The sequence below is a fragment of the Streptomyces sp. NPDC096105 genome, assembly GCF_044763335.1.
In the GTDB taxonomy this organism is placed as follows: Bacteria; Actinomycetota; Actinomycetes; order Streptomycetales; family Streptomycetaceae; genus Streptomyces.
The window spans coordinates 19322-40653 of the sequence record NZ_JBIWGC010000012.1 but is presented as its reverse complement, the minus strand read 5'-3'; the positions used below and the strand labels follow the sequence as shown (position 1 = coordinate 40653).

The 21332-nt window shown below is 74.9% G+C and carries 19 protein-coding genes; 14 read left to right on the top strand and 5 right to left on the bottom strand.

Annotated features, from left to right (window positions below):
• Positions 1-2 precede the first annotated feature (2 nt).
• The 3 genes from ACIQ8B_RS19995 to ACIQ8B_RS19985 form a co-directional block, all read right to left on the bottom strand.
• On the bottom strand, positions 3-1751 hold the full coding sequence (locus ACIQ8B_RS19995; protein ID WP_403548393.1) for a 3-hydroxyacyl-CoA dehydrogenase family protein: 1749 nt from the start codon (positions 1749-1751) through the stop codon (positions 3-5).
• The gene (ccrA, locus tag ACIQ8B_RS19990; protein WP_403548391.1) at positions 1748-3103 is read right to left on the bottom strand and encodes a crotonyl-CoA carboxylase/reductase; all 1356 of its coding nucleotides are present in this window, start codon (positions 3101-3103) and stop codon (positions 1748-1750) included. Before ccrA ends, ACIQ8B_RS19995 begins: the two co-directional genes overlap by 4 nt.
• Positions 3104-3302: 199 nt before the next feature.
• Positions 3303-4346 (bottom strand): BTAD domain-containing putative transcriptional regulator, encoded by a 1044-nt coding sequence (locus tag ACIQ8B_RS19985; protein WP_403548388.1) that lies wholly within the window; start codon positions 4344-4346, stop codon positions 3303-3305.
• A gap of 347 nt (positions 4347-4693) precedes the next feature.
• Here ACIQ8B_RS19985 and ACIQ8B_RS19980 point away from each other — a divergent pair, with 347 nt between their 5' ends.
• The 7 genes from ACIQ8B_RS19980 to ACIQ8B_RS19950 all read left to right on the top strand — a co-directional run bounded on the left by ACIQ8B_RS19980 (position 4694) and on the right by ACIQ8B_RS19950 (position 11470).
• Entirely contained in the window at positions 4694-5515 is an 822-nt protein-coding gene (locus ACIQ8B_RS19980) for an AfsR/SARP family transcriptional regulator (protein WP_190005782.1), read from the top strand.
• 87 nt (positions 5516-5602) lie between these two features.
• Positions 5603-6367 carry a thioesterase II family protein gene (locus ACIQ8B_RS19975; protein WP_403548386.1) on the top strand — a complete coding sequence of 255 codons (765 nt, stop codon included), beginning with the start codon at positions 5603-5605 and terminating at the stop codon, positions 6365-6367.
• Between the two features lie 10 nt (positions 6368-6377).
• Positions 6378-7643 carry a beta-ketoacyl synthase gene (locus ACIQ8B_RS19970; protein ID WP_290010945.1) on the top strand — a complete coding sequence of 422 codons (1266 nt, stop codon included), beginning with the start codon at positions 6378-6380 and terminating at the stop codon, positions 7641-7643.
• Positions 7640-8896, top strand: a complete 1257-nt coding sequence (locus ACIQ8B_RS19965; RefSeq protein WP_403548384.1) for a ketosynthase chain-length factor — start codon at positions 7640-7642, stop codon at positions 8894-8896. The genes ACIQ8B_RS19970 and ACIQ8B_RS19965 overlap by 4 nt, the downstream gene beginning before the upstream one ends.
• 71 nt (positions 8897-8967) lie before the next feature.
• Positions 8968-9231, top strand: a complete 264-nt coding sequence (locus ACIQ8B_RS19960) for an acyl carrier protein (RefSeq protein WP_403548382.1) — start codon at positions 8968-8970, stop codon at positions 9229-9231.
• A 14-nt stretch (positions 9232-9245) separates the two neighbouring features.
• Positions 9246-10562 (top strand): FAD-dependent monooxygenase, encoded by a 1317-nt coding sequence (locus ACIQ8B_RS19955; RefSeq protein ID WP_403548380.1) that lies wholly within the window; start codon positions 9246-9248, stop codon positions 10560-10562.
• The gene (locus ACIQ8B_RS19950; protein WP_403548378.1) at positions 10559-11470 is read left to right on the top strand and encodes an MBL fold metallo-hydrolase; all 912 of its coding nucleotides are present in this window, start codon (positions 10559-10561) and stop codon (positions 11468-11470) included. Before ACIQ8B_RS19955 ends, ACIQ8B_RS19950 begins: the two co-directional genes overlap by 4 nt.
• 31 nt (positions 11471-11501) lie before the next feature.
• Here ACIQ8B_RS19950 and ACIQ8B_RS19945 read toward each other — a convergent pair whose 3' ends face one another.
• Entirely contained in the window at positions 11502-11960 is a 459-nt protein-coding gene (locus tag ACIQ8B_RS19945; protein WP_290010948.1) for a nuclear transport factor 2 family protein, read from the bottom strand.
• A gap of 14 nt (positions 11961-11974) precedes the next feature.
• Positions 11975-12436, bottom strand: coding sequence for a nuclear transport factor 2 family protein (locus ACIQ8B_RS19940; RefSeq protein WP_403548376.1), 462 nt, complete (start codon positions 12434-12436; stop codon positions 11975-11977).
• 129 nt (positions 12437-12565) lie between these two features.
• Here ACIQ8B_RS19940 and ACIQ8B_RS19935 point away from each other — a divergent pair, with 129 nt between their 5' ends.
• The 7 genes from ACIQ8B_RS19935 (at position 12566) to ACIQ8B_RS19905 (ending at position 21306) form a co-directional block, all read left to right on the top strand.
• On the top strand, positions 12566-14488 hold the full coding sequence (locus tag ACIQ8B_RS19935) for an AMP-binding protein (protein WP_403548374.1): 1923 nt from the start codon (positions 12566-12568) through the stop codon (positions 14486-14488).
• Entirely contained in the window at positions 14488-16206 is a 1719-nt protein-coding gene (locus ACIQ8B_RS19930) for an FAD-dependent oxidoreductase (protein ID WP_403548372.1), read from the top strand. Before ACIQ8B_RS19935 ends, ACIQ8B_RS19930 begins: the two co-directional genes overlap by 1 nt.
• Entirely contained in the window at positions 16203-17015 is an 813-nt protein-coding gene (gene fabG / locus ACIQ8B_RS19925) for a 3-oxoacyl-ACP reductase FabG (RefSeq protein WP_403548370.1), read from the top strand. Before ACIQ8B_RS19930 ends, fabG begins: the two co-directional genes overlap by 4 nt.
• 38 nt (positions 17016-17053) lie before the next feature.
• The gene (locus ACIQ8B_RS19920) at positions 17054-18010 is read left to right on the top strand and encodes an aromatase/cyclase (RefSeq protein ID WP_403548368.1); all 957 of its coding nucleotides are present in this window, start codon (positions 17054-17056) and stop codon (positions 18008-18010) included.
• 121 nt (positions 18011-18131) lie between these two features.
• Complete coding sequence (locus ACIQ8B_RS19915) at positions 18132-18386, top strand: acyl carrier protein (protein WP_290010955.1); 255 nt, start codon at positions 18132-18134, stop codon at positions 18384-18386.
• Positions 18387-18540: 154 nt separating this feature from the next.
• Entirely contained in the window at positions 18541-20313 is a 1773-nt protein-coding gene (locus tag ACIQ8B_RS19910; RefSeq protein ID WP_403548366.1) for an acyl-CoA dehydrogenase, read from the top strand.
• A gap of 99 nt (positions 20314-20412) precedes the next feature.
• Positions 20413-21306, top strand: a complete 894-nt coding sequence (locus ACIQ8B_RS19905) for a 4'-phosphopantetheinyl transferase family protein (protein ID WP_403548364.1) — start codon at positions 20413-20415, stop codon at positions 21304-21306.
• Positions 21307-21332: the final 26 nt, after the last annotated feature.

Genomic DNA, 21332 nt, shown 5'->3' with positions numbered 1-21332 from the left:
GGTCAGCGGCTGCCGGTGCGCAGGCCCCGGCGGTTCTTGCGGCCGAGCAGCCCGGCCGACACCAGTTCCGCGAGGGCGTCGGAGGGCTCGTGCTCCGGCGTCTCGAAGTGGTCGAACAGGCGGTGCTGGATGGCCAGGGAGACGTCCAGGCCGATGGTGTCCAGCAGCGCGAACGGGCCCATGGGGTAGCCGAATCCGCGCTCCACGGCGGCGTCGGTGCGCTCGACGACACGGTCGTCCGCCCCGGGCCGGTCGAGCAGCGCCAGCGCCGCCCCGAGATAGGGGAACAGCAGGCTGTTGACGATGAAACCGGTGCGGTCGGGGCACTCCACCACGGTCTTGTCCAGCCCCCGGCAGAAGGCACGGGCGGTGGCGAGCACCCCGGGGTCCGTGCCGGGGGCGTGCGCCAGCTCCACCAGCCGCATCACCGGGGCCGGGTTGAAGAAGTGCAGGCCGACGACGTCGGCGGGCCGGCCGGACGCCTCGGCGCAGGCGGCCACGGACAGGCTGGAGGTCGTGGTCGTCAGCACCGTGCCGGGGGCGCACGCCTCGCCGAGGGCCGCGAACACCGTCCGCTTGACGTCCGGGTCCTCGGCGACCGCCTCGATCACGAGGTCGCAGTCGGCGAACGCGTCGAGGCCGGTGGCGGCGCTCAGCCGGTCCAGCGTCGCCTCCCGGCCGGCCGGCGTCACCCTGCCGCGGCGCACCCCGCGGGTGAGCGAGTCTGCGACCGACTCCAGGGCGGCGTCCGCCTTCGCCGCGGTACGGGCGACCAGCACGGTGGGGTGGCCGGCGAGGGCGGTGACCTCGGCGATGCCCCGGGCCATCGCGCCCGAGCCGAGGACACCGACCCGGCGTACCGGCCGGGCGCCGGTCTCGTCCGGCGCGGCGCCCCGCTCCCGGACCTCGGCGCCGGTCTCGTCGTAGGAGTAGAAGCCGCCGCCGCTCTTGCGGCCCAGGCGTCCGGCCGCGACCATCCGGCTGAGCAGCGGTGCCGGTTCGAAGGCGGTGTCGCCGGTACGCCGCCACAGGTCCGTCAGGGCGGCGTGGGCGGTGTCGAGCCCGATGCGGTCCATGGTCTCCAGCGGTCCCGCCGGCAGCCCGCAGCCCAGCCGCATCGCGGTGTCGACGTCCTCGTGCGGGGCGTAGCCCTCCGAGCACAGGACGACCGCGCGGTTCAGCAGCCCGAGCACCAGGGCGTTCGCGTCGGCGGCGGGTCCCGCGCCGACCTCGACCTCGGTGAGTCCCGCGGCGGCCACCAGCTCGCGCACCGCGTCCGCGGTCCGCGTGCTGGTGAGACCCGTGGGCACCGGCTCGGCAGGTCCGCCCGGGGCGGGCGGGGTGAACAGGCGCAGTCCGGCGAGGTCGGCGGGGCGCCCGCAGGCGATGGCCAGCCGGGCGACGGACAGGGCCGCCGTGGTGGTGACGAGCGGTGTGCCGGGCGGGCAGACCCCGGAGATCCGGCGCAGCACCTCCGTCTTGACGGCCCGGTCCTCGGGTACGGCCTCGACGACCAGGCGGGCACCGCGCAGAGCCGCCGGGTCGTCGGTGAGGACGGGGTCGGGTGTGCCCTCGGGGGCGGGCGACGCCTTCACCCGGGTGCCGGCGCGGGCCAGTGCGTCGAGGTCGGTGTCCACACCGACGACCGGATGGCCGGCCGCGTGCAGCAGGAGCGTCAGTGCCTCGCCGACGGAGCCGAGGCCGACGACGCCGATCGGCGCGGCGGGGGTGCGCGGGGTCTGCTGGGTCATGGGGTCGGAGCCTGCCCTTCGCGGAAGCGGTTGATGGCGCCGATGTGCCGGGCGCGCAGATCGGGGTCGGTGACGCCGAGGCCCTCCTCGGGAGCCAGGCACAGCACGCCGACCTTGCCCTGGTGGAGGTTGCGGTGGACGTCGTAGGCCGCCTGGCCGGTGTCCTGGAGCGCGTACACCTTGGAGAGCGTCGGGTGGATCCTCCCCTTGACGACCAGCCGGTTGGCCTCCCACGCCTCGCGGTAGTTGGCGAAGTGCGAGCCGACGATGCGCTTCAGCGACATCCACAGGTAGCGGTTGTCGTACTCGTGCCGGTAGCCGGAGGTGGAGGCGCAGGTGACGATGGTGCCGCCCTTGCGGGTGACGTAGACCGAGGCGCCGAAGGTCTCGCGGCCGGGGTGCTCGAAGACGATGTCGACGTCCTCGCCGCCGGTCAGTTCACGGATGCGCCTGCCGAAGCGCTTCCACTCCTTCGGGTCCTGGGTGTGCTCGTCCTTCCAGAACCGGTAGCCCTCGGCGTCCCGGTCGATGACCGCCTCCGCGCCCATCGACCGGCAGATCGCGGCCTTCTGCTCGCTGGAGACGACACAGACCGGGTGGGCGCCGCCGGCCAGCGCCAACTGGGTGGCGTACGAGCCGAGTCCGCCGCTCGCACCCCAGATGAGCACGTTGTCGCCCTGCTTCATCTGGGCGCCGTTGCGGGAGACCAGCTGCCGGTAGGCGGTGGAGTTGACCAGGCCGGGGGCGGCGGCCTCCTCCCACGTGAGGTGGGCGGGTTTGGGCATGAGCTGGTTGGACTTGACGAGGGCGAGTTCCGCGAGGCCGCCGAAGTTCGTCTCGAACCCCCAGATCCGCTGCTCGGGGTCGAGCATCGTGTCGTCGTGGCCGTCGGCCGACTCCAGCTCCACCGACAGGCAGTGCGCCACCACCCGGTCGCCGGGCTTCCACCGGCTCACTCCCGGACCGGTGCGCAGCACCACCCCGGCCAGGTCGGAGCCGAGCACGTGGTACGGCAGGTCGTGGCGGGCGGTGTGCGGCGACAGCTTCGCGTAGCGCTCGAGGAACCCGAACGTCGACAGCGGCTCGAAGATCGACGACCAGACGGTGTTGTAGTTCACCGAGGACGCCATCACCGCCACCAGTGCCTCGCCGGGCCCCGGCAGCGGCACCGGAACCCGCTGGACCTGCAACGACTTGCGGGGGTCCTTGTCCCTGGAGGCCATGCCCTCGAACATGGCCACGTCCTCGCGGCGCACCACGGCTCCCCGGTACGACTCCGGCAGCCGAAGCCCCGCGAAGTCCTCCGACGAGGCGTCACCGCCGCAGGCAACGGCTTGGATGATCTCGTCCACGTGAGTTCCCGGTCCTCTCGACACGGCTGCGCAATGGCACGTCGGACAGCAGCGTGGAACACCGGGGCGGGTCCGCGGCACCCCAGACAACCCCCGGTTTCCGCCCGCCCCGGTCCAGGGGGAGGGCAGGGGGCCCCAGGGGGTGCGCGCCCGCCGGGTGCCGTCAAGGGGCGTCGTCAGAGGTCCCGTCAGGGCGCTGTCAGGGGACGGCCGGCTCGGCGGCGGTGTGGGCGAGGTGGGCGACCATGCTGTCGTAGCGGCGTACGAGGGCGTCCTGGGAGCGGCTCAGTTCGTCGATGCGCCGTTGCAGGCGGGCGATCTCGCCGCCGAGTTCCAGGGCCTCGGAGAGGGTCGCGGGCCCGCCGCGGGGGAGCAGGTGGGGCGGGACGGACAGGTCGGGGGCGTGGTTGAGGACGGCTTCCATCCGGGCGCGCAGCGCCGGGCCCGGCTCGATGCCGAGGACCTCCACCAGGCGCCGGCGGGCGCGTTCGTAGACGCCGAGGGCCTCGGCCTGGCGGCCACCGCGGTACAGGGCGACCATCAGCAGGTCGTAGAACCGTTCACGCAGCGGGTGGTCGATGGTCAGCTTCTCCAGTTCCCCGGTGATCTGGCCGTGCTGGGCGCAGCGCAGGCTCGCCTCGTACAGCGACTCCAGTGCCGTCAGCCGGTGTTCCTCCAGCCGGTCCGCCTCGCTCGTGCACAGCGGGCCGAGGCGGCTGTCCTGGAGGGCGGGGCCGCGCCACAGGGACAGGGCGTGCCGCAGCAGCCGGACGGCGTACCCGGGGTCGGTCGAGACCGCCGCCCGGCCGAGGGCGGACAGCCGCTGGAAGCGCTCGACGTCGGTGGTGGCGGGGCCGAGGCTCAGCTGGTAGCCGGTCGGCAGGGTGCTGATCCACTCGTGGCCGGCGGAGCGCTCGCCCGGTTCGGGCAGCAGCCTGCGCAGCCGGGCCACGTGGGCCTGGAGGGCGTTCTGGGAGTTGGCCGGCGGCCGGTCGCCCCAGAGTTCCTCGGTGAGCCGGTCGACGGACAGCAGCTGGTCGGCGTGCAGGACCAGCGCCGACAGCAGGGCCCGCTGCTTGGAACCCGAGGGCACGATGCCCGCGCCGGTCGTGCCGTCGTGCAGCCCGACCGGTCCCAGCAGCCGGAACTCGGTCTCCCCGGCGGCTCCGGGTGACGGCGGGCGGTGACCGGTGGCGGTGCCGCCCCGGGCGATCGGCGGGGCACCGTCCGGTGGGTGTTCCATGAGGGCTCCCTCGGCGTGGTGCGGTCGGCGGGTGGTCGTCGGCGGGGCGACCCGGGAAGCGGAGGGCGGTAATCCGGTCCAGGGGCGGTCGGAGGGCAGAGGGATGGACGCTCCGGACGGTAACCGCCGCGAGGGCCCGGCGACGGAGCCACGAGCCCGCCTCCAGCTGTCGTACAAGCGTTCTTGAGCAGGGCGTCGACAAGGCGGAAGCCCGTACGTGGAGAGTCGCTCGAACGCCACTGGAGATCCCGGGGGGTACGGCCCGAACGGGGCTAGCTTGCCTAACGGCCGACGGCTTTGAGCCACCGAGGGGCCTCGACCACTTGGACCGGTACGGGGAGGAAACCATGGAGATTCAGGTTCTGGGTCCGTTGCGCGCCGACGTCAACGGGGTCTCGATCGTTCCGACAGCGGGCAAGCCGAGGCAGATCCTCGCCCTGCTCTCGTTCTATCCGGGCCGGGTCATGCCCGTGCCCACGCTCATGGAGGAGATCTGGGGCACCAACATGCCGCAGAGCGCCATGACGACCATGCAGACGTACATACTGCAGCTCCGCCGCCGCCTCGGCACCGCGATGGGGCCCGACGCACCCGGCCGGGCCAAGGAGGTGCTCGCCACCCGGCACGGCGGATACCTGCTCCAGGTCCCGCCGGAGAGCGTCGACGTGCACCGCTACGAGCAACTGGTGACGGCCGGTCAGGCCGCCTTCGAGGAGGCCAGGGACGAGCAGGCCGCCGACCTGTTCCGCGACGCGCTGGCCCTGTGGCAGGGCCCGGCCCTGGTCGACGTCCGCGTCGGACCGATCCTGGAGATCGAGGTCATGCGGTTGGAGGAGAGCCGCCTGGGCACCGTGGAACGGCGCATCGACGTCGACCTCAGGCTCGGCCGGCACGCCGAACTCATCGCCGAACTCACTGATCTGATAGCCCGTCACCCGCAGCACGAGGGACTGCACTCGCAGGCGATGGTCGCGCTGTACCGCTCCGGCCGGCAGGCCACCGCGCTCGACGTCTACCGGCGGCTGCGCGGCCGCCTGATTGAGGAGCTGGGCGTGGAGCCGTCGCCGCAGTTGCAGCGGCTGCACCAGGCGATGCTCACCGTCGACCCGGCCCTGGACGTCGTGTGCGGACCGCGCCGCACCTCCACCTTCAACCTGTACGCCGCCTGAGGCGTACCCGAGTCCGACGACGGGGCCCGGACGCCCGCGTCACACCGGGCCCGGACGTCCGGGGCGACCGCGAGGGAGGGACGGTTCATGTCCGACGCACCGCCGCTGCCCCTGCACTGCTTCGCGCACGCCGGGGCCGGGATCTCCGCCTTCCACGGCTGGTCCGCCGCCCTGGGCGACGGCGCCGTGCCCGTGCCCCATCTGCTGCCGGGCCGCGAACGCCGCCGCCGCGAGGCCCGGGCGACCGGACGCGAGGCGCTCCTCGCCGACCTGCTCGACGGCTTCCGCGCGCCGGCCGGCCCGTACGCGCTCTACGGCCACAGCCTCGGCGCGCTGGTCGCCTACACCCTCGCCCGGGCGCTGCACGAGGCCGGGCTGCCCACCCCCGCGCTGCTGGCCGTGGGCGCCTGCCCGCCGCCCGACGCCGGCTCCGTGCTCTCCGACGCCTCCCGCGAGTCCCCGGGGAAGCTGCGGGACCTGCTCGACGCCGTCGGCGCCGGCCCGGGGGACGCGGTCCCCCGCGACCTGTGGCAGCGCATGGTGCTGCCGGTGCTGCGCGACGACCTCGCCCTCGCCGACGCCCTGCGCGCCGCCGCCCGCCGGCCGGTGACCGGCGGCCCGTTCCGGGTGCCGGTGCTGGCCGTCTCCGGCGCGCACGACCCGCTGGCGCCGCCCGCGGCGGTGGCGGGCTGGCAGCGCTGGACGGCGGGACGGGCGGTCACCCGCACCCTGCCCGGTAACCACTTCTTCGTCCGGGAGCAGCCCCTGCCCCACCTGCTCGGGCGGGCCTGCCGCGTCGTACGCAGACTGGCGGCACCGCCCGCACTGTCGACCACCGGAGGACGAACGTGAGGGACAGCCGATGAGACGAGTCGCCATCACCGGGATCGGGGTGGTCGCGCCCGGGGGCGTGGGCACCGCCGCCTTCTGGTCGCTGCTCACCGAGGGACGCACCGCCACCCGGCCGATCACCCTCTTCGACGCCTCGGCGTTCCGGTCGCGCATCGCGGCCGAGGCCGACTTCGACCCCGCCCGGCACGGCTTCACCGCCGAGGAGACCCGGCGCCTGGACCGGGCCGCCCAGTTCGGGCTGGTCGCCGCCCGCGAGGCGGTCGCCGACAGCGGACTGGACACCGCCGCGACGGCGGAACGCACCGGCGTGGTGCTGGGCAGCGCCGTCGGGTGCAGCACCGGCCTCGACGAGATCTACGCGCACGTCAGCGAGCGCGGCGCCGGCTGGCAACTGGACCACACCCGTGCCGAGGCACGGCTCGGCGACTACCTGGTACCCAGCTCCCTGGCCGCCGAGGTCGCCCGGGACGCCGGGGCACTGGGACCCGTCGCCGTCGTCTCCACCGGCTGCACCTCCGGCCTGGACGCCCTCGGCCACGCCGTCGAACTCATCCGCGAGGGCAGCGCCGACGTGATGGTCGCGGGCGCCTCCGAGGCGCCGATCACCCCGATCACCCTGGCCTCCTTCGACGCCATCCGCGCCACCTCCGCCCGCAACGACGAACCGGGGACCGCCTCGCGCCCCTTCGACCGCACCCGCAACGGCTTCGTCCTCGGCGAGGGCTGCGCCGTGCTCGTCCTGGAGGAGTACGGACACGCGCTGCGGCGTGGCGCGCCCGTGTACGCCGAGATCGCCGGGTTTGCCGGCCGCTCCAACGCCTACCACATGACCGGACTGCGCCTGGACGGCGCGGAGATGGCGGAAGCCATCCGCGTCGCGCTGCTGGAGGCACGGCTGAACCCCGAGGACGTCGACTACGTCAACGCCCACGGCTCCGGCACCAAGCAGAACGACAAGCACGAGACGGCCGCCTTCAAACGCGCCCTGGGCGAGCACGCCCGTCGCATCCCGGTCAGTTCCATCAAGTCGATGATCGGGCACTCACTCGGCGCGATCGGCTCCCTGGAGATCGCCGCCTGCGCCCTGGCCATCAAGCACGACACCGTGCCGCCCACCGCCAACCTGCACGACCCCGACCCCGACTGCGACCTCGACTACACGCCGCTGACCGCCCGCGAACAGCGCACCGACACCGTGCTCAGCGTCGGCAGCGGCTTCGGCGGCTTCCAGAGCGCGATGGTCCTCACCGGCGGGCGACCGGAGGTGGCGGCATGACCGCCCTGGCCGGACAGGAACGCGGACTGATCGGCGCCCGCGACGTCACGGCCGTCGTCACCGGCCTCGGCGTCGTGGCGCCCGGCGGGGTCGGCACCGAGGCCTGGTGGGCCTCCGTGCTGCGCGGCCACAACGCCATCGGCCCCGTCACCCGCTTCGACGCGTCCGGGTACCCCGTCCGGCTCGCCGGCGAGGTCAGCGGGTTCACCGACGAGGAGCACGTGTCCGGGCGGCTGCTGCCGCAGACCGACCGCGTCACCCGGCTCGCGCTCGCCGCCGCCGCCCAGGCCCTGGAGACGGCCGCGCTGGATCCCGCCCGACTGCCCGACTACGCCGGCGGCGTCGTCACCGCCAACGCCGCCGGCGGGTTCGAGTTCGGGCAGCGTGAACTCCAGGCCCTGTGGAGCCGGGGCAGCCGGCACGTCGGCGCCTACCAGTCCTTCGCCTGGTTCTACGCCGCCAACTCCGGCCAGATCTCCATCCGGCACGGGCTGCGCGGCCCCAGCGGCGTGGTCGTCTCCGAACAGGCCGGCGGCCTCGACGCCGTCGCCCAGGCACGCCGCCTGCTGCGCCGGGGCACGGGCGCCGTGGTGACCGGCGGCGCCGATTCCACCCTGTGCCCCTGGGGCTGGACCGCCCACCTGGCCGCGGGCGGCCTGAGCACCGCCGAGGACCCCGACCGGGCCTACCTGCCCTTCGACGCCGCCGCACGCGGACACGTCGTCGGGGAGGGCGGTGCCCTGTTCGTCGTCGAGGACGGCGACACGGCGCGCGCCCGGGGCGCCGACGCCCTCGGCGTCGTCGCCGGCTGCGCGGCCACCTTCGACCCCGCACCCGGCACCGGCCGGCCTCGGCTGCTGGCCGCCGCCGAACTCGCCCTGGCCGACGCCGGGGCCACCCCGGCCGACGTGGACGTCGTCTTCGCCGACGCCGCGGGCGAACGGGCCGCCGACCGGGCCGAGGCACAGGCGCTGACCACCCTGTTCGGGCCGTTCGGTGTGCCCGTCACCGCGCCCAAGACGATGACCGGGCGGCTGCTGTCGGGCGGCTCGGCGGTGGACCTGGCGGCGGCCCTGCTCGCCCTGCGCGACCAGGTGATCCCCCCGACCGTCGGCACACGGCGCGTCGCCGACGACTGCCCGGTGGACCTGGTGACCGGCGCGGCCCGGCCCGCCCGGCTGCGCACCGCGCTGGTCCTGGCCCGCGGCCGGGGCGGCTTCAACGCCGCGACGGTCCTGCGGGCCGCCGGCTGACGACGACCCCCGGGCCGGGCGGCCACGCCCGGCCCGGACCACCCACGGACCCAAGGAAGACGAGGCACATCGTGGACCGGCTGGAGCTGACCGAACTCACCGCCCTGCTGCGCGCGTGCGCCGGCGAGGGCGAGGGCATCGACCTGAACGGCGACGTCCTGGACACCCCCTTCCTCGACCTGGGCTACGACTCGCTCGCCCTGCTCCAGGTCACCGGCATCATCGAACGCGACCACGACGTCACGCTCGACGAGGAGGCACTGGACGAGGCCGAGACGCCGCGCCAGTACCTCGACCTCGTCAACGGGGCCCTGTCCGCGCGCGCCACCGCCTGAAGGGGGAAACCGACATGGCCTCGCTGGGCGTACCCGGGACGAGCCGCGTCGACGCGCCGCGCGTCGACGTCTGTGTGGTCGGCGCAGGGCCCGCCGGACTGGCCCTCACCCTGATGCTGCTGCGCTCCGGCGTCGAGGTCGCCCTGGTGGAGCGCTCCACCGGCCTGCGCCGCGACTTCCACGGCGAGATACTCCAGCCCGGCGGACAACGCGTCCTCGACGAACTCGGCGTGCTGTCCGCCGCCCGCGCCCGCGGCGCCCGCGACCTGGACGCCTTCCAGGTCCTCCAGGACGGGCGGGTGCTGCTCGACATCGACTACCGGCGGCTCGCCGCACCCTACGACCGTCTGCTCGCGCTGCCCCAGCGCCACCTGCTGGACGAACTGCTCGCCGCCTGCCGGGCGCTGCCCGGGTTCACGTTCCTGGAAGGGCACCGCGTCTCCGGGCTGCTGCGCGAGGGCGAGCGGATCGCGGGCGTGGTGGCGCACCGGCACGACGGCGGCAGCACCGGCGTGCGGGCCCGGGTCGTGGTCGGCGCCGACGGCCGCCACTCCCGCACCCGGATGCTGGCCGGCGTCGACGCCGGCCGCCGGGAGGCCTTCGACCAGGACGTCGCCTGGTTCGCGCTGCCCGCGCCGGGGCACGCCACCGGCGCGGTACGCATCCACCGCACGGGGACGGGCGCGCTGCTCGTGCACGACACCCACCCGGACCGGCTGCGCGTCGGCTGGACCCTGCCGCACCGCACCTGGAGCCGGGTCGCGGTCCGCGGCATCGAGGACGTCCGCCGCGAACTGGCCGACGCCCTGCCGCACCTCGCGGACCTCCTCCATGAGCACCTGCGCTCGCTGTCCGACCTCACCCTGCTCGACGTGTTCGCCGCACAGGCCGCCCGGTGGGTGGACGACGGGCTGCTGCTGATCGGCGACAGCGCCCACACCCACGGACCGATCGGCGCCCAGGGCATCAACCTCGCCCTCCAGGACGCCGCCGCCGCGCACCCCGTCCTGCTCGACGCCGTCCGCACGGGCGACGCGAGCCGGGAGCGGCTGCTGCCCTACGAACGGCGGCGCAGGCCGGCGGCGGCCACCGTGCACCGCATCCAGCGGATCCAGGCCAAGGCGCTGCTGGGCCGCAGCGGCCCGGTCGCCACCAGGCTGCGCTCCCGGGCCGCGTCGGTGGTCACCCGCTCCGGGATCGGCGAGCGCATCACCCACCGCATCGCCTACGGACCCGACCCGGCCACCGTACGCACGGACCTGTTCACCACCCCCGCGCCCCCGACGGGGCACGAGGCCGACGTCTCGTCGGGTGCCCGGAGCGGGGCGTGAGCGCGGCCGGCACGGCGGGGGAGCTGGTCGAGGTCGCCGACGGCGTGTACGCGTACGTGCAGAGGGACGGCGGATGGTGCCTCAGCAACGCCGGACTGGTCACCGACGGGAACGACGCCCTCCTCGTGGACACCGCGGCGACCCGCGCGCGGACCCTGCGGCTGCGCGAGGCGGTGCTGCGGACCGTGCCGCGCCCGCCGCGCCTGCTGGTCAGCACCCACTTCCACGGGGACCACACCTTCGGCAACCACCTCTTCCCCGAGGCCCTGGTCGTCGCCCACGAACGGGCCCGCGAGGACGTCACGGCGGCCGGCCTGCACCTGACCGGCCTGTGGCCCGACGTGGGCTGGGGCGACCCGGAGGTGGTGGCGCCGCAGCTCACCTACCGCGACCGGATGACCGTGCACACGGGCCCGCTGCGCGCCGAACTGCTGCACCCGGGACCCGCGCACACCACCGGCGACACCGTCGTCTGGCTGCCCGGGCAGGGGGTGCTCTTCACCGGCGACCTCGTCATGTCGGGGGTGACGCCGTTCTGCCCGATGGGGTCGGTCGCCGGGTCGATCGAGGCACTGGACACCCTGCGCGCCCTCGGCGCCCGCACCGTCGTCCCCGGCCACGGCCCGGTGGGCGGACCGGAGCTGTTCGACGCCAACGAGGCCTACCTGCGCCGCCTCCAGCGCCTGGCCGCCGACGGCCTGGCCGCCGGACTGGGACCCCTGGAGACCGCCCGCGAGGCCGGCCCCGGTCCCTACGCCGAACTGCTCGACGCGGAACGGCTGGTGCCCAACCTGCACCGCGCCTTCCACGAGGCGCTCGGCGGCCGGCCCGGCGACCCGCTGGACATCCCCGCGCTCTTCGCGGAGATGGCGCGCTACCACGGTGGGCTCCCGGTCTGCCGCGCCTGAGCGCGGCCCGGGAGCGCCCCGCAGGAGGCCCTCAGAAGGACAGGTGGTCCGGGACGACGCGCCGCTCGCGGGTGAGCAACGCGCCGTCCTGGACCACCAGCAGGTCCTCCACCACGCTGCTCGGCCCGATGTCCGGCACCGGGTTCCAGGGCCGGGTGACGGCCACCAGCGTGTAGTACCGCGTGTGCAGCGCCCCGTCCGGACGGACCGACACCCGCAGCATGTTGTACCAGTGCCGCCTGCGCACCTCTTCCGAGCGGAACCGCCGTTCGTGGGCGGCCAGCAGCGCCGCCGCGATGGCCGCGCGCCCGTGGACGGCCGGCACCGAGGGCGAGGGCGAGAAGACGCCGTCCTCGGTGAACGTCTCCGCGAACTCCTGAGCCCGCAGCTCGTCCAGCAGCGCGACCTGGTCCGCGTAGAACTGCTGGACGCGCGCGTACAGGGCGGCCCCGTCGGTGGCGGACCCTTCCCCGATCGTCTGCACCGTCATGTCGTCAGCCTCCTTCAGGCCAGGTCGTCCCGGGTGACCACACGTCGCCGGGTCTGCCAGTCGCCGCCCGCGGGGACCAGCTCGTCCTCCATGACGCAGACCCGCAGCAGTCGCGAACCGCCGCCCCGGGGCGTGACGTGCACCAGGGCGTAGCAGCGGGTGCGCAGCGTCCCGTCCGGGCCGGGGCGCACGTCGAGCATGCCGATCCAGTGCCGGTGCTGTTCGCCGCTCTCCTCCTGGCGGCGCCGGTTGCGCAGCACGTTGGCGACCAGGCCCGCCCGGCCGCGCACCGGCGCGTCCAGGGTCGGCACGCTGAACACGGCGTCCTCGGTGAACGTCGCGGCCCAGCGGTCGGCGTCGTGCAGGTCGAAAAGCTGCATCTGGTGCGCGTAGAACCGCTGCACCCGTGCGTACAGGTCGCCGAACCCCGTCTGCCCGGCGAGGTCTACGGAGCGTTCGAGCGTCTCGGTGGTCATGCGGACCAGCCTTTCGTTCCGTCGGTAGCGCCCACTGTCCGCCGCCCGGATCGAGTGCTCTTCGAACCTTCCTCAAGCGGTGCGGCAGAACGTGGGTAGCGCCCCCGAGACCCGCTGGAGGACGAGCCCGTGGCGAACCTCGCGTACCCCGACATGACGGTGGACGGCCTGCTGCGCACGGCCGCCGTCCGTGATCCCGAGGGGCTCGCCGTACGCACCGGGCGCCGCGCCTGGACCTTCGGCGAGCTGGACGCGCTGGCCGACCGGATCGCCGCGTTCGTACGGCGCGCGACCGGGGGACGGCCGGGCGCGCGCGTGGGTGTCGCCTGCGTCCTCGACCCGGTGTTCGCCGCCGCCTACCACGGCGTCGCGCGCGGCGGCGCCACGGTCGTGCTGGTCAATCCGCTGATCGGCGCGCACGGACTGCGGCACGTCCTCACCGCCGCGGACGTCGAACTGGCCCTGGTGCCCCCGGCCGTCGCCGGGCACCTGGCCGGACTGCGCGGCGCCCTGCCCGCCCTGCACACGATCGTCGTGACCGACGCCGACGCCTCCGGCGCGGTGCCTTCCGGCTGCCTGCCCCTGAGCGCGGCCCTCGAAGGCCTGACCGAGGCCGCCCTGGGACGCCCCGGCGGCACGGACCCCGGCGCGGTCGCCTGCGTGCAGTTCACCACCGGGACCACCGGAATGCCCAAGGGCGTCCTGCTCACCCACCGCAACCTCGTCGCCAACGCCCGCCAGACCGCCCTCGCGCACGGTCTCGGCCCCGGCTCGGTCACCCTCAACCACCTGCCGCTCTACCACGTCATGCACCTCAACAGCGCGCTGGACGCGGGCGCCTCCCAGGTCCTGTGCGCCGACCCCGACCCGGTGACCTCACTGGCCGTCGCCGCCGGCACCGGCGCCACCCACTACTACGGGCTGCCCGCCCGCCTGCACCGGCTCGCCGCCGACGAGCGGCTGCCCCGCACCCCCCGCGCCGCCCGCGGCGGCACCCGCCTCACCGCCGTCCTGTCCGGCGGCTCGGCGCTGCTGCCCGAGACCGCGCACATCCTCGGCGACCTGCTCGGCGTCCCCGTCGTTCAGGGCTACGGCATGGCCGAACTGTCCCCGCTCACCCACTGCCTGCGCCCTGGCGGCCCGCCACGGCCCGGCACCGTCGGCACCCCCGTGCCCGGGACCGACTGCCGGCTCGTGGACCTCGTCACCCGCCGCCCGGTCGACGCCGGCTCCCTGGGCGAGGTGCAGGTCAGGGGACCGCAGCTGATGGCCGGGTACCTCGGTGAGGAGACCCGCTCCCGCGTCGACGCGGACGGCTGGTTCAGCACCGGGGACATCGGAACGGCCGACGACGACGGGGTGCTGCGGCTGGTGGACCGCGTCGACGACATCTTCAAGTACGACAACGAGATCGTCTCGCCCGCCCGCGTCGAACGGGCCCTCGCCCGGGACCCGCGGGTCGCCGACTGCGTCGTCGCGGGCCTGCGCGACGCCGAGCACGGCCGGACGGCCTGGGCCGGCGTCGTCCTGCGCGAGGACCCGGGCGAGCGGAGGGCGGACGCCGTCCTGCGCTCCGTCGTCGCGCGCGCCAACGAACGCCTCGCCTCCTTCGAGCACATCCGGGCCGCCGAAGTCCTGTCAGCCGTACCACGCACCCCCACCGGCAAACCCGCGCGCAGCCGCGTGCGGCAGGCGCTCGCCGAGCGGGCCGCGTTCCGCACCCGGTCCGCGCCCCGTTCCCTCGACCACCTCCAGGAGCAGACCATGGTGACCTTCGTCAACAAACTGACCGTGCACGGCGACCTCGACACCTTCCTCAGCGTCAAGAACCAGCTCACCGCCTACATGGCCGCCCAGCCCGGCTACGTCAGCCACCAGGTCATGCGCCACGCCTGGCACCCCAACGTCTACCTGGAGCTGGCCGTCTGGGAGGACGCCGAAGCGCACCAGAAGGCCGTGCGCAGCGACGAGTTCCAGTCCCTGGTCAAGCAGCTCGGCCCGCTCGCCACCCCCGAGCCCGGACTGTTCGAGACGGTGGAGGTGAGCGCCTGATGACCGGCCCCGGGCGGCCCCGGGCCGTCGTCGTGGGCGCCGGCCCCGTCGGACTGACCGCCGCACACGAACTCGCCCGCAGGGGCGTCGCGGTGCGCCTGATCGACGCCGCCGACGGACCCGCGCGCACCAGCAGGGCGGTGGCCGCGCACCCGCGCACCCTGGAGACGTTCGCGCAGATGGGCATCGCCGACGCCGTGATCGCGCGGGGCCGCCGGAACCGGGCCTTCACCATGTACGCCCGCGGGCGCCGCCTGGTGCGCCTGGAGGCCGACTACTCCACCATGCCGACCTCCCACCCGTACTCGCTGATCGTCGCCCAGACCGACACCGAGGCCGAACTGCGCCGGGCCGTGGCCCGGCACGGCGTCGAGGTCGAGTGGGGGACCCGCCTGACCGCGTTCGAGCAGGACGACGACCGCGTGGTGCTGCGACTGGCCCGCGACGGCCGGGAGGAGGACGTCGAGACGTCGTGGCTGGTGGGCTGCGACGGCGGGCACAGCACCGTGCGCAAGCTGCTCGGGCTGGAACTGCTCGGGGAGACCAGCGAGACCTGGATGCTCGCCGACGCGCCCGTCGACATCGACCTGCCGCCCGACACCATCTACTGGGCGCACACCGGCAGCCAGACGATGATGATGGTGCCCTACGCCCGGGACGGGTACTGGAGGCTCCTCGACACCGCGCCCGGCCCCGACGCCGCGTCCCGGGCCGCCGCGGACGCCGCCGGCACCGCCGCCCGGTTCGGCGCCAAGCTGACGGCCGGCCTCGGACGCACCGCCCGGGTCGGCCCACCGGAGTGGACCTCCGTCTTCACCTTCCAGCAGCGCATGGTCCGGCGCATGCAGCGGGGCCGGGTCTTCGTCGCCGGAGACGCCGCGCACGTGCACAGCCCCGCCTCCGGCCAGGGCATGAACACCGGCATCCAGGAGGCCTACAACCTGGCCTGGAAACTGGCCCAGGTCGATCAGGGGCACGCGGGACCGGAACTGCTGGAGACCTACAGCGAGGAGCGGGTGCCCATCGGCGAGGCCCTGCTCGGCTCCACCCGCACCGCCACCTCCCTCGTCCAGCTCAAGAACTTCCTGGCGTCGGTGGCGCTGCCCGTCGTCTTCACCGTCGTGCGCAACGTGCCGAGACTGCGGCGCGCCATCCAGCGCAAGGTGCTCGGCGGCATGTCCGGACTGCGCCTCGGCTACCCCGGGTCCCCGCTGACCACCCCCGATCAGCACCCGCACCTCATCGTCGCCGGACCCGCGCCCGGCGAGCGGGCCACCGCGGCCCCGGTCCACGACCCCGACGTGCCCGGCTTCCGCGCCCTGCACGAGGAACTGCGCGACCCCCGCTGGTCGCTGCTGCTGGCCGGCGGCGGCACCGGACCGGGCGACGGACCCGCCGGCGTCGCCGTCACCGCCGCCGTGCAGTACGGCGAGTGGCTGTCCGTCCGCACCGTGGGGGGCGGCCACACCGAGGGCCCCGCCCCCCTCACCGACCCGGACTCCGCGCTGCGCCGGGCGCTCGGCCTGGCGCCCGGCTGCTGGCTGCTGGTCCGCCCGGACGGCTACGTCGCCGCACGCGGCCGCACCCTGACCCGCACGGCGCTGGAGCAGCCGCTGGCCCCGCTGCGGCCGGCCACGCGCCTCGCCGGTGAGCCCCCGCGCGAACCGGCCGTCGCACGCCCCGTCCCCGCACCCCGCTCGAAGGAGGACCGACCGTGACCGCCGCCCGACCCGCCGTCACCCCCGGCGGCCCCACCGCCCCCGTCGCCCTGGTCACCGGCGCCACCAGCGGCATCGGACTGGCCGTGGCCCGCGAACTGGGCCGCGCGGGCCACCGCGTCTTCCTGTGCGCCCGCACCGACGCCGACGTCAAGCAGACCGTCGAGGACCTGCGCGCCGAGGGCCTCCAGGCGGACGGCCAGGCCGCCGACGTGCGCTCCCGCACCGCGGTGGCCGACCTGGTGCGCGCCGCGGTGGACACGTACGGGCCGGTCACGGTCCTGGTCAACAACGCCGGACGCAGCGGCGGCGGCGTCACCGCCGACCTCACCGACGACCTCTGGTACGACGTCATCGACACCAACCTCAACAGCGTGTTCCTGGTGACCCGCGAGGTACTGAAGAACGGCGGCCTGTCCGGCGCCGCACACGGACGGATCATCAACATCGCGTCCACCGCCGGCAAGCAGGGCGTGCTGCTCGGCGCCCCCTACAGCGCCTCCAAGCACGGCGTCGTCGGCTTCACCAAGGCCCTGGGCCGCGAACTCGCCCCCACGGGTGTCACCGTCAACGCGGTCTGCCCGGGCTACGTCGAGACGCCGATGGCCTCCCGCGTACGGCAGGGGTACGCCGCCGCCTGGGACACCACCGAGGACGCGGTGCGGGAGCAGTTCGAGGCGAAGATCCCCCTCGGCCGCTACTCCACGCCGCAGGAGGTCGCCGCGCTCGTGGCCTATCTGGCCTCCGGACCGGCCGCGTCCATCACCGCGCAGGCGATCAACGTCTGCGGCGGACTGGGCAATTTCTGAGACGACGTCGGACCACGACGTCAGAGAAGAGGTGTGTGGTGACGGGTGAGCGCGTGCACAGGACGTCGCACTCGACCGAGGTGGACGCACCGGCCGGGATCGTCTACGGACTGATCGCGGACGCGGTGCGGTGGCCGCTGTTCTTCCCCCCCAACGTCCACGTCGAGAAACTGGAGACGGACGGGACCAACGAGCGCCTGCGCATGTGGGCGACGGCCAACGGCCAGGTGCGGTCCTGGATCTCACGGCGGGTGCAGGACCCGGCGACCCGGCGGGTGGAGTTCCGCCAGTCGCACCCTCAGGCGCCGGTGGAGACCATGCACGGCACCTGGGCGGTCGAGGAGCTGCCGGGCGGCACCACCCTGCTGACCCTGCTGCACGACTTCACCGTCCACGGCGACCGGCCGCAGGACGTGGACTGGGTGCAGCGCGCCGTCGACACCAACTCCCGCGCCGAACTGGCCGGCCTGAGGCAGCTCGCCGAGCGCTGGCGGCGCTTCGACGCACTGGTGCTGTCCTTCGAGGACTCGGTCCGCGTGGAAGCCCCCGCCGAGCTGGTCTACGACTTCCTCTACCGGGCCGGCGACTGGCCCCGGCTGATCCCCCACGTGTCCCGGCTGGAGCTCACGGAGGACGCGCCCGGCGTCCAGGTCATGGCGATGGACACGCTCACCGCGGACGGCGCCTCGCACACCACCGAGTCCGTGCGGATCTGCTTCCCGCACGCCGGCCGCATCATCTACAAGCAGACGGCCACCCCCGCGCTGATGGAGGCGCACACCGGCGAGTGGTCCGTGGTGTCCGACGGCAGCGGGACGACCGCCGTCTCCCAGCACAGCGTGGTGCTGCGCGAGGACGCGGTCGAACGCGTCCTCGGCCCCGGCGCGGACCTCGCGCAGGCCCGCCGCCACGTCCGCGAGGCCCTCGGCCGCAACTCCACGGCCACCCTCGAACTGGCCCGGGAACACGCCGAGTCCGCGGTCCGCTCCGGCTGAACCGCCCGTGCGCCCGGGGTCCGTCGCGGCTCCGGGCGCCCTCCAGCGCCGCCCGGGACAGTCGACGGTGGAGTCATTCCACGGATCCCGGCGGGCCGCACGACGACAGGAGGGTGAGGCGATGAGCACGGAGGCCAAGGCGAGGACGGCGGCGTACCTCTCCAGGTTCTTCCCGGTCCACGACCTCGGGGACGACGACGACATCTTCGAGCAGGGCTACGTCAGCTCACTGTTCGCGCTCCAACTGGTGGCCTTCGTCGAGCGCGAGTTCGACGTCACCGTCGAGGAGGCGGACATGGAACTCGAGCACTTCCGCACCCTCCGCGCGCTCGACGCCTTCGTCACGCGCAAGCAGTCCGCGCGGGCGGGCGTCTGACGGCACACCCCCGGGCCGCGTCCGCGCGGTGGTCCAGGCCCGGCTCCGGCACCGCTCCACCACCGCTGCGGCCGCTCACGAGGCGGTACCGCCAAGGTGGTCCCCAGGCGTGCGAGAGACCCCGTCGGGGGACGAAGGAGCTGATCACCGCGCCATGGCCGGCACCGCGCAGACCGCAGCCGCAGTCGCATCGGCGCCCGGCGGCCCGCCGGGCCGCTGGGAGGCGGACGCACGCGCGCGTGCGGCACGGCTCGAAGCCCTGCTCGGCGACCCGTACGAGCCGGCCAACCCGCACGGACTGCGCGCCCTGTTCGACGCCGACGGCCGGCGCACCCCACCGCCCGAGACCGAGGCCCTGCTCGACGAGGCGGGCTGGGCCGCCGAGTTCGTGCCCGCCGCGTACGGCGGCCGGCTCACCCGCGCCGACCTGCTCGCCCGGGCCCTGCGCCCGGTCTTCCGGCGGGACGTCGCCCTGGGCTTCGGCCACGGCATCACCTCGATGTTCGCGGCCGGCGCCGTCTGGGCGGCCGGCGACGAACGCCAGCGTCACGAGGTGGCCGCCCTGCTGCTGGGCGGCGGACGCGCCACGATCCTGCACCACGAACTCGCCCACGCCAACGCCATCCTGCGGGACGAGTTCACCGCCCGCCCGGCCCCCGGCGGCGGCCACCGCCTGTACGGCCGCAAGGACGTCGTCATCAACGCCTCGCGCGCCGACGCCCACGTCGTCTACGCCCGCACCGACGCCGCCCGGGGACCGCGCAGCCACTCGGTGTTCCTCCTGGACCCCGCGCGGGCCGCGCCCGGCACGATGCGCCACCTGCCGCGGGTGGAGACCTCCGGCATGCGCGGAGCGCTCTTCAGCGGCCTGGAGTTCGAGGGCCGCGCCGTGCCGAGGGACACGCTCGTCGGCGGCCTCGGCGACGGCGTCGCCCTGGCCCTGCGCACCTTCCAGGTCAACCGCAGCGTGATCTGCGGCGTCGTCACCGCCGCCGCCGACACCGTCCTGCACTCCGCGGTCCGCGCCGCCACCACCGGACGCGGCGGCACCGTCGCCCGCCGCTGGCACAAGCCCCTCACCGGCGTCTTCGCCGACCTGCTGGCCTGCGACGCGATGGCCACCGTCGCGCTGCGCGCGCTCGGCCTGCTGCCCGGCCGGGCCCACGTGTTCGCCGCGGCCGTCAAGTACGTCGTCCCCGACCTGCTGCGGGAGGACCTGGAGGAGCTGGCCGCCGTACTGGGCGGCCGGGGCTACGACCTCGACAGCCCCGAGTACGGCGCCCTCGACAAGCTGGTCCGGGACCTGCCGGTGGCCGGCCTCGGCCACGCCGGCACCGCCTCCTGCCAGGCCGTGATCGTCCCGCAGCTCCGGACGCTGGCCGAGACCGCCTGGTTCGCCGAGGAGGAGCCGCCGCCCGAACTGTTCCGCCCGGGCGCCGAACTGCCCGCGCTGGACTACCGGACGCTGGGCATCGCGGGCGGCGGCGACTTCATGGCAGCGTCCCTGGCCGGCTCGGCCGCCCGCCTCGCCGCGGGCCGCGCGGTCGGCGGCCAGATCGGCGCGCTCGCCGAACTGGCCGAGGCGTTCGTCGCCGAACTGCGCGCCCTGCGCGAGACCTGCCGGACCCTGCCCCCCTATGGCAGCCGGGGCCTCGCCGACCCGGCGGTGTGCGTCCTCAGCGACCGCTACAGCCTGCTCGCCGGCGCCGCCGCGGTCCTCGGCGTCTGGGAGGGCCAGGACGGCACCGACCCGTTCCTCGCCGACCCGGCCTGGGCCGTGCTGGCCCTGTCCCGGCTCGGCGCCCGGCTCGGCATCCCCGTGCCCGACCTGCCCGACGGCTGCGTACGGCAGGTGCTCGACGAACTGATCCGCCGCTACCGGTCCGGCCTCGGCTGCGACCTGGACGCCACCGTCCTGGCCCAGTGACACCCCCCGGCACCGCGGCCGGCCCGGCGGCGGAGACCGCACGCGGACGGCACCGCCCCGCACCCCCGCCTGCCCGACCCACGGAAAGGGTGGACCGAAGTGAACCGCCTGACAGACACCCTGACGGACACCGGCACCGTCGACACCGACCGCATCAGCGAACCCGTCCACGTCGGCGGCCCCGACGGCCCCTGGCAGCGGGTCCGCGAGGGCATGCGGGCACGCGGCAACGCCACGGTGTTCACCACGTGGGGCGAGTGGCTCGGCACCGCCGTCACCGACCCGGGCCTGCGCCCCCTGCTGGGCCGGGACTGGCAGCGCTACCGGCGCACCGCCGACCCGCTCATCCGCTACCGGTTCGTCACCTCGCGCCTGGTCACCAAGTTCACGGCCGCCGCCGCGCTGGACACGCGCGCCACCGACCTGAACCTGGCGTACAAGATCGGCGGGCGGCCCTACCTGCGCGGTCTCGACCAGGTCGACATCAGCCTCACCCACACCGACGACCTGATCGCCGTGGGCGTCAGCCGCAACGGCCGGATCGGCGTGGACGCCGAACCCGCCGACCGCCCCATGTCGTTCGACCTGCTGCACGGCCACATGTGCAGCCCCGCCGAACGCGCCGAGCTGGAGCGGATGCCCCCCGAGCAGCGGTCGGCGGCCCTGCTGCGGCTGTGGACCCTGAAGGAGGCGTACACCAAGGCCATCGGCCAGGGACTGCGCCTCGGCTTCACCGAGTTCGGGTTCGGCGGCGGCGACGAAACGGGCCTGCTGACCCCCGCCGGCCGGTCCGCCTCCCGCGGCGAATGGGCCTTCGGCACGCACCGGGTGCTCGGCCGCTACCTCCTCAGCGTCGCCTGCCACGACGCCGGCCTGGACACCTCCCGCGACACCGCCGCCGGCAGCATGCTCGACGAGGGCTTCATGGGCGCCGTCGCCGGCCTGCTCGACCCCGGACCGCCGGACGGCCCCGCGCCCGGTCCGGGCACCTGAGCCGCGGGCGCCGGCCCTGTCCAGCG

Bases quoted from the DNA above. Each gene is read 5' to 3' on its own strand.
- ACIQ8B_RS19980 (WP_190005782.1), top strand. From the start codon at position 4,694: ATGGAGATTCAGGTTCTGGGTCCGTTGCGCGCCGACGTCAACGGGGTC.
- ACIQ8B_RS19915 (WP_290010955.1), top strand. From the start codon at position 18,132: ATGAGCACGGAGGCCAAGGCGAGGACGGCGGCGTACCTCTCCAGGTTC.
- ACIQ8B_RS19985 (WP_403548388.1), bottom strand. From the start codon at position 4,346: ATGGAACACCCACCGGACGGTGCCCCGCCGATCGCCCGGGGCGGCACC.
- ACIQ8B_RS19930 (WP_403548372.1), top strand. From the start codon at position 14,488: ATGACCGGCCCCGGGCGGCCCCGGGCCGTCGTCGTGGGCGCCGGCCCC.
- ACIQ8B_RS19945 (WP_290010948.1), bottom strand. From the start codon at position 11,960: ATGACGGTGCAGACGATCGGGGAAGGGTCCGCCACCGACGGGGCCGCC.
- ACIQ8B_RS19995 (WP_403548393.1), bottom strand. From the start codon at position 1,751: ATGACCCAGCAGACCCCGCGCACCCCCGCCGCGCCGATCGGCGTCGTC.
- ACIQ8B_RS19910 (WP_403548366.1), top strand. From the start codon at position 18,541: ATGGCCGGCACCGCGCAGACCGCAGCCGCAGTCGCATCGGCGCCCGGC.
- ACIQ8B_RS19955 (WP_403548380.1), top strand. From the start codon at position 9,246: ATGGCCTCGCTGGGCGTACCCGGGACGAGCCGCGTCGACGCGCCGCGC.
- ACIQ8B_RS19975 (WP_403548386.1), top strand. From the start codon at position 5,603: ATGTCCGACGCACCGCCGCTGCCCCTGCACTGCTTCGCGCACGCCGGG.
- ACIQ8B_RS19970 (WP_290010945.1), top strand. From the start codon at position 6,378: ATGAGACGAGTCGCCATCACCGGGATCGGGGTGGTCGCGCCCGGGGGC.
- ACIQ8B_RS19940 (WP_403548376.1), bottom strand. From the start codon at position 12,436: ATGACCACCGAGACGCTCGAACGCTCCGTAGACCTCGCCGGGCAGACG.
- ACIQ8B_RS19965 (WP_403548384.1), top strand. From the start codon at position 7,640: ATGACCGCCCTGGCCGGACAGGAACGCGGACTGATCGGCGCCCGCGAC.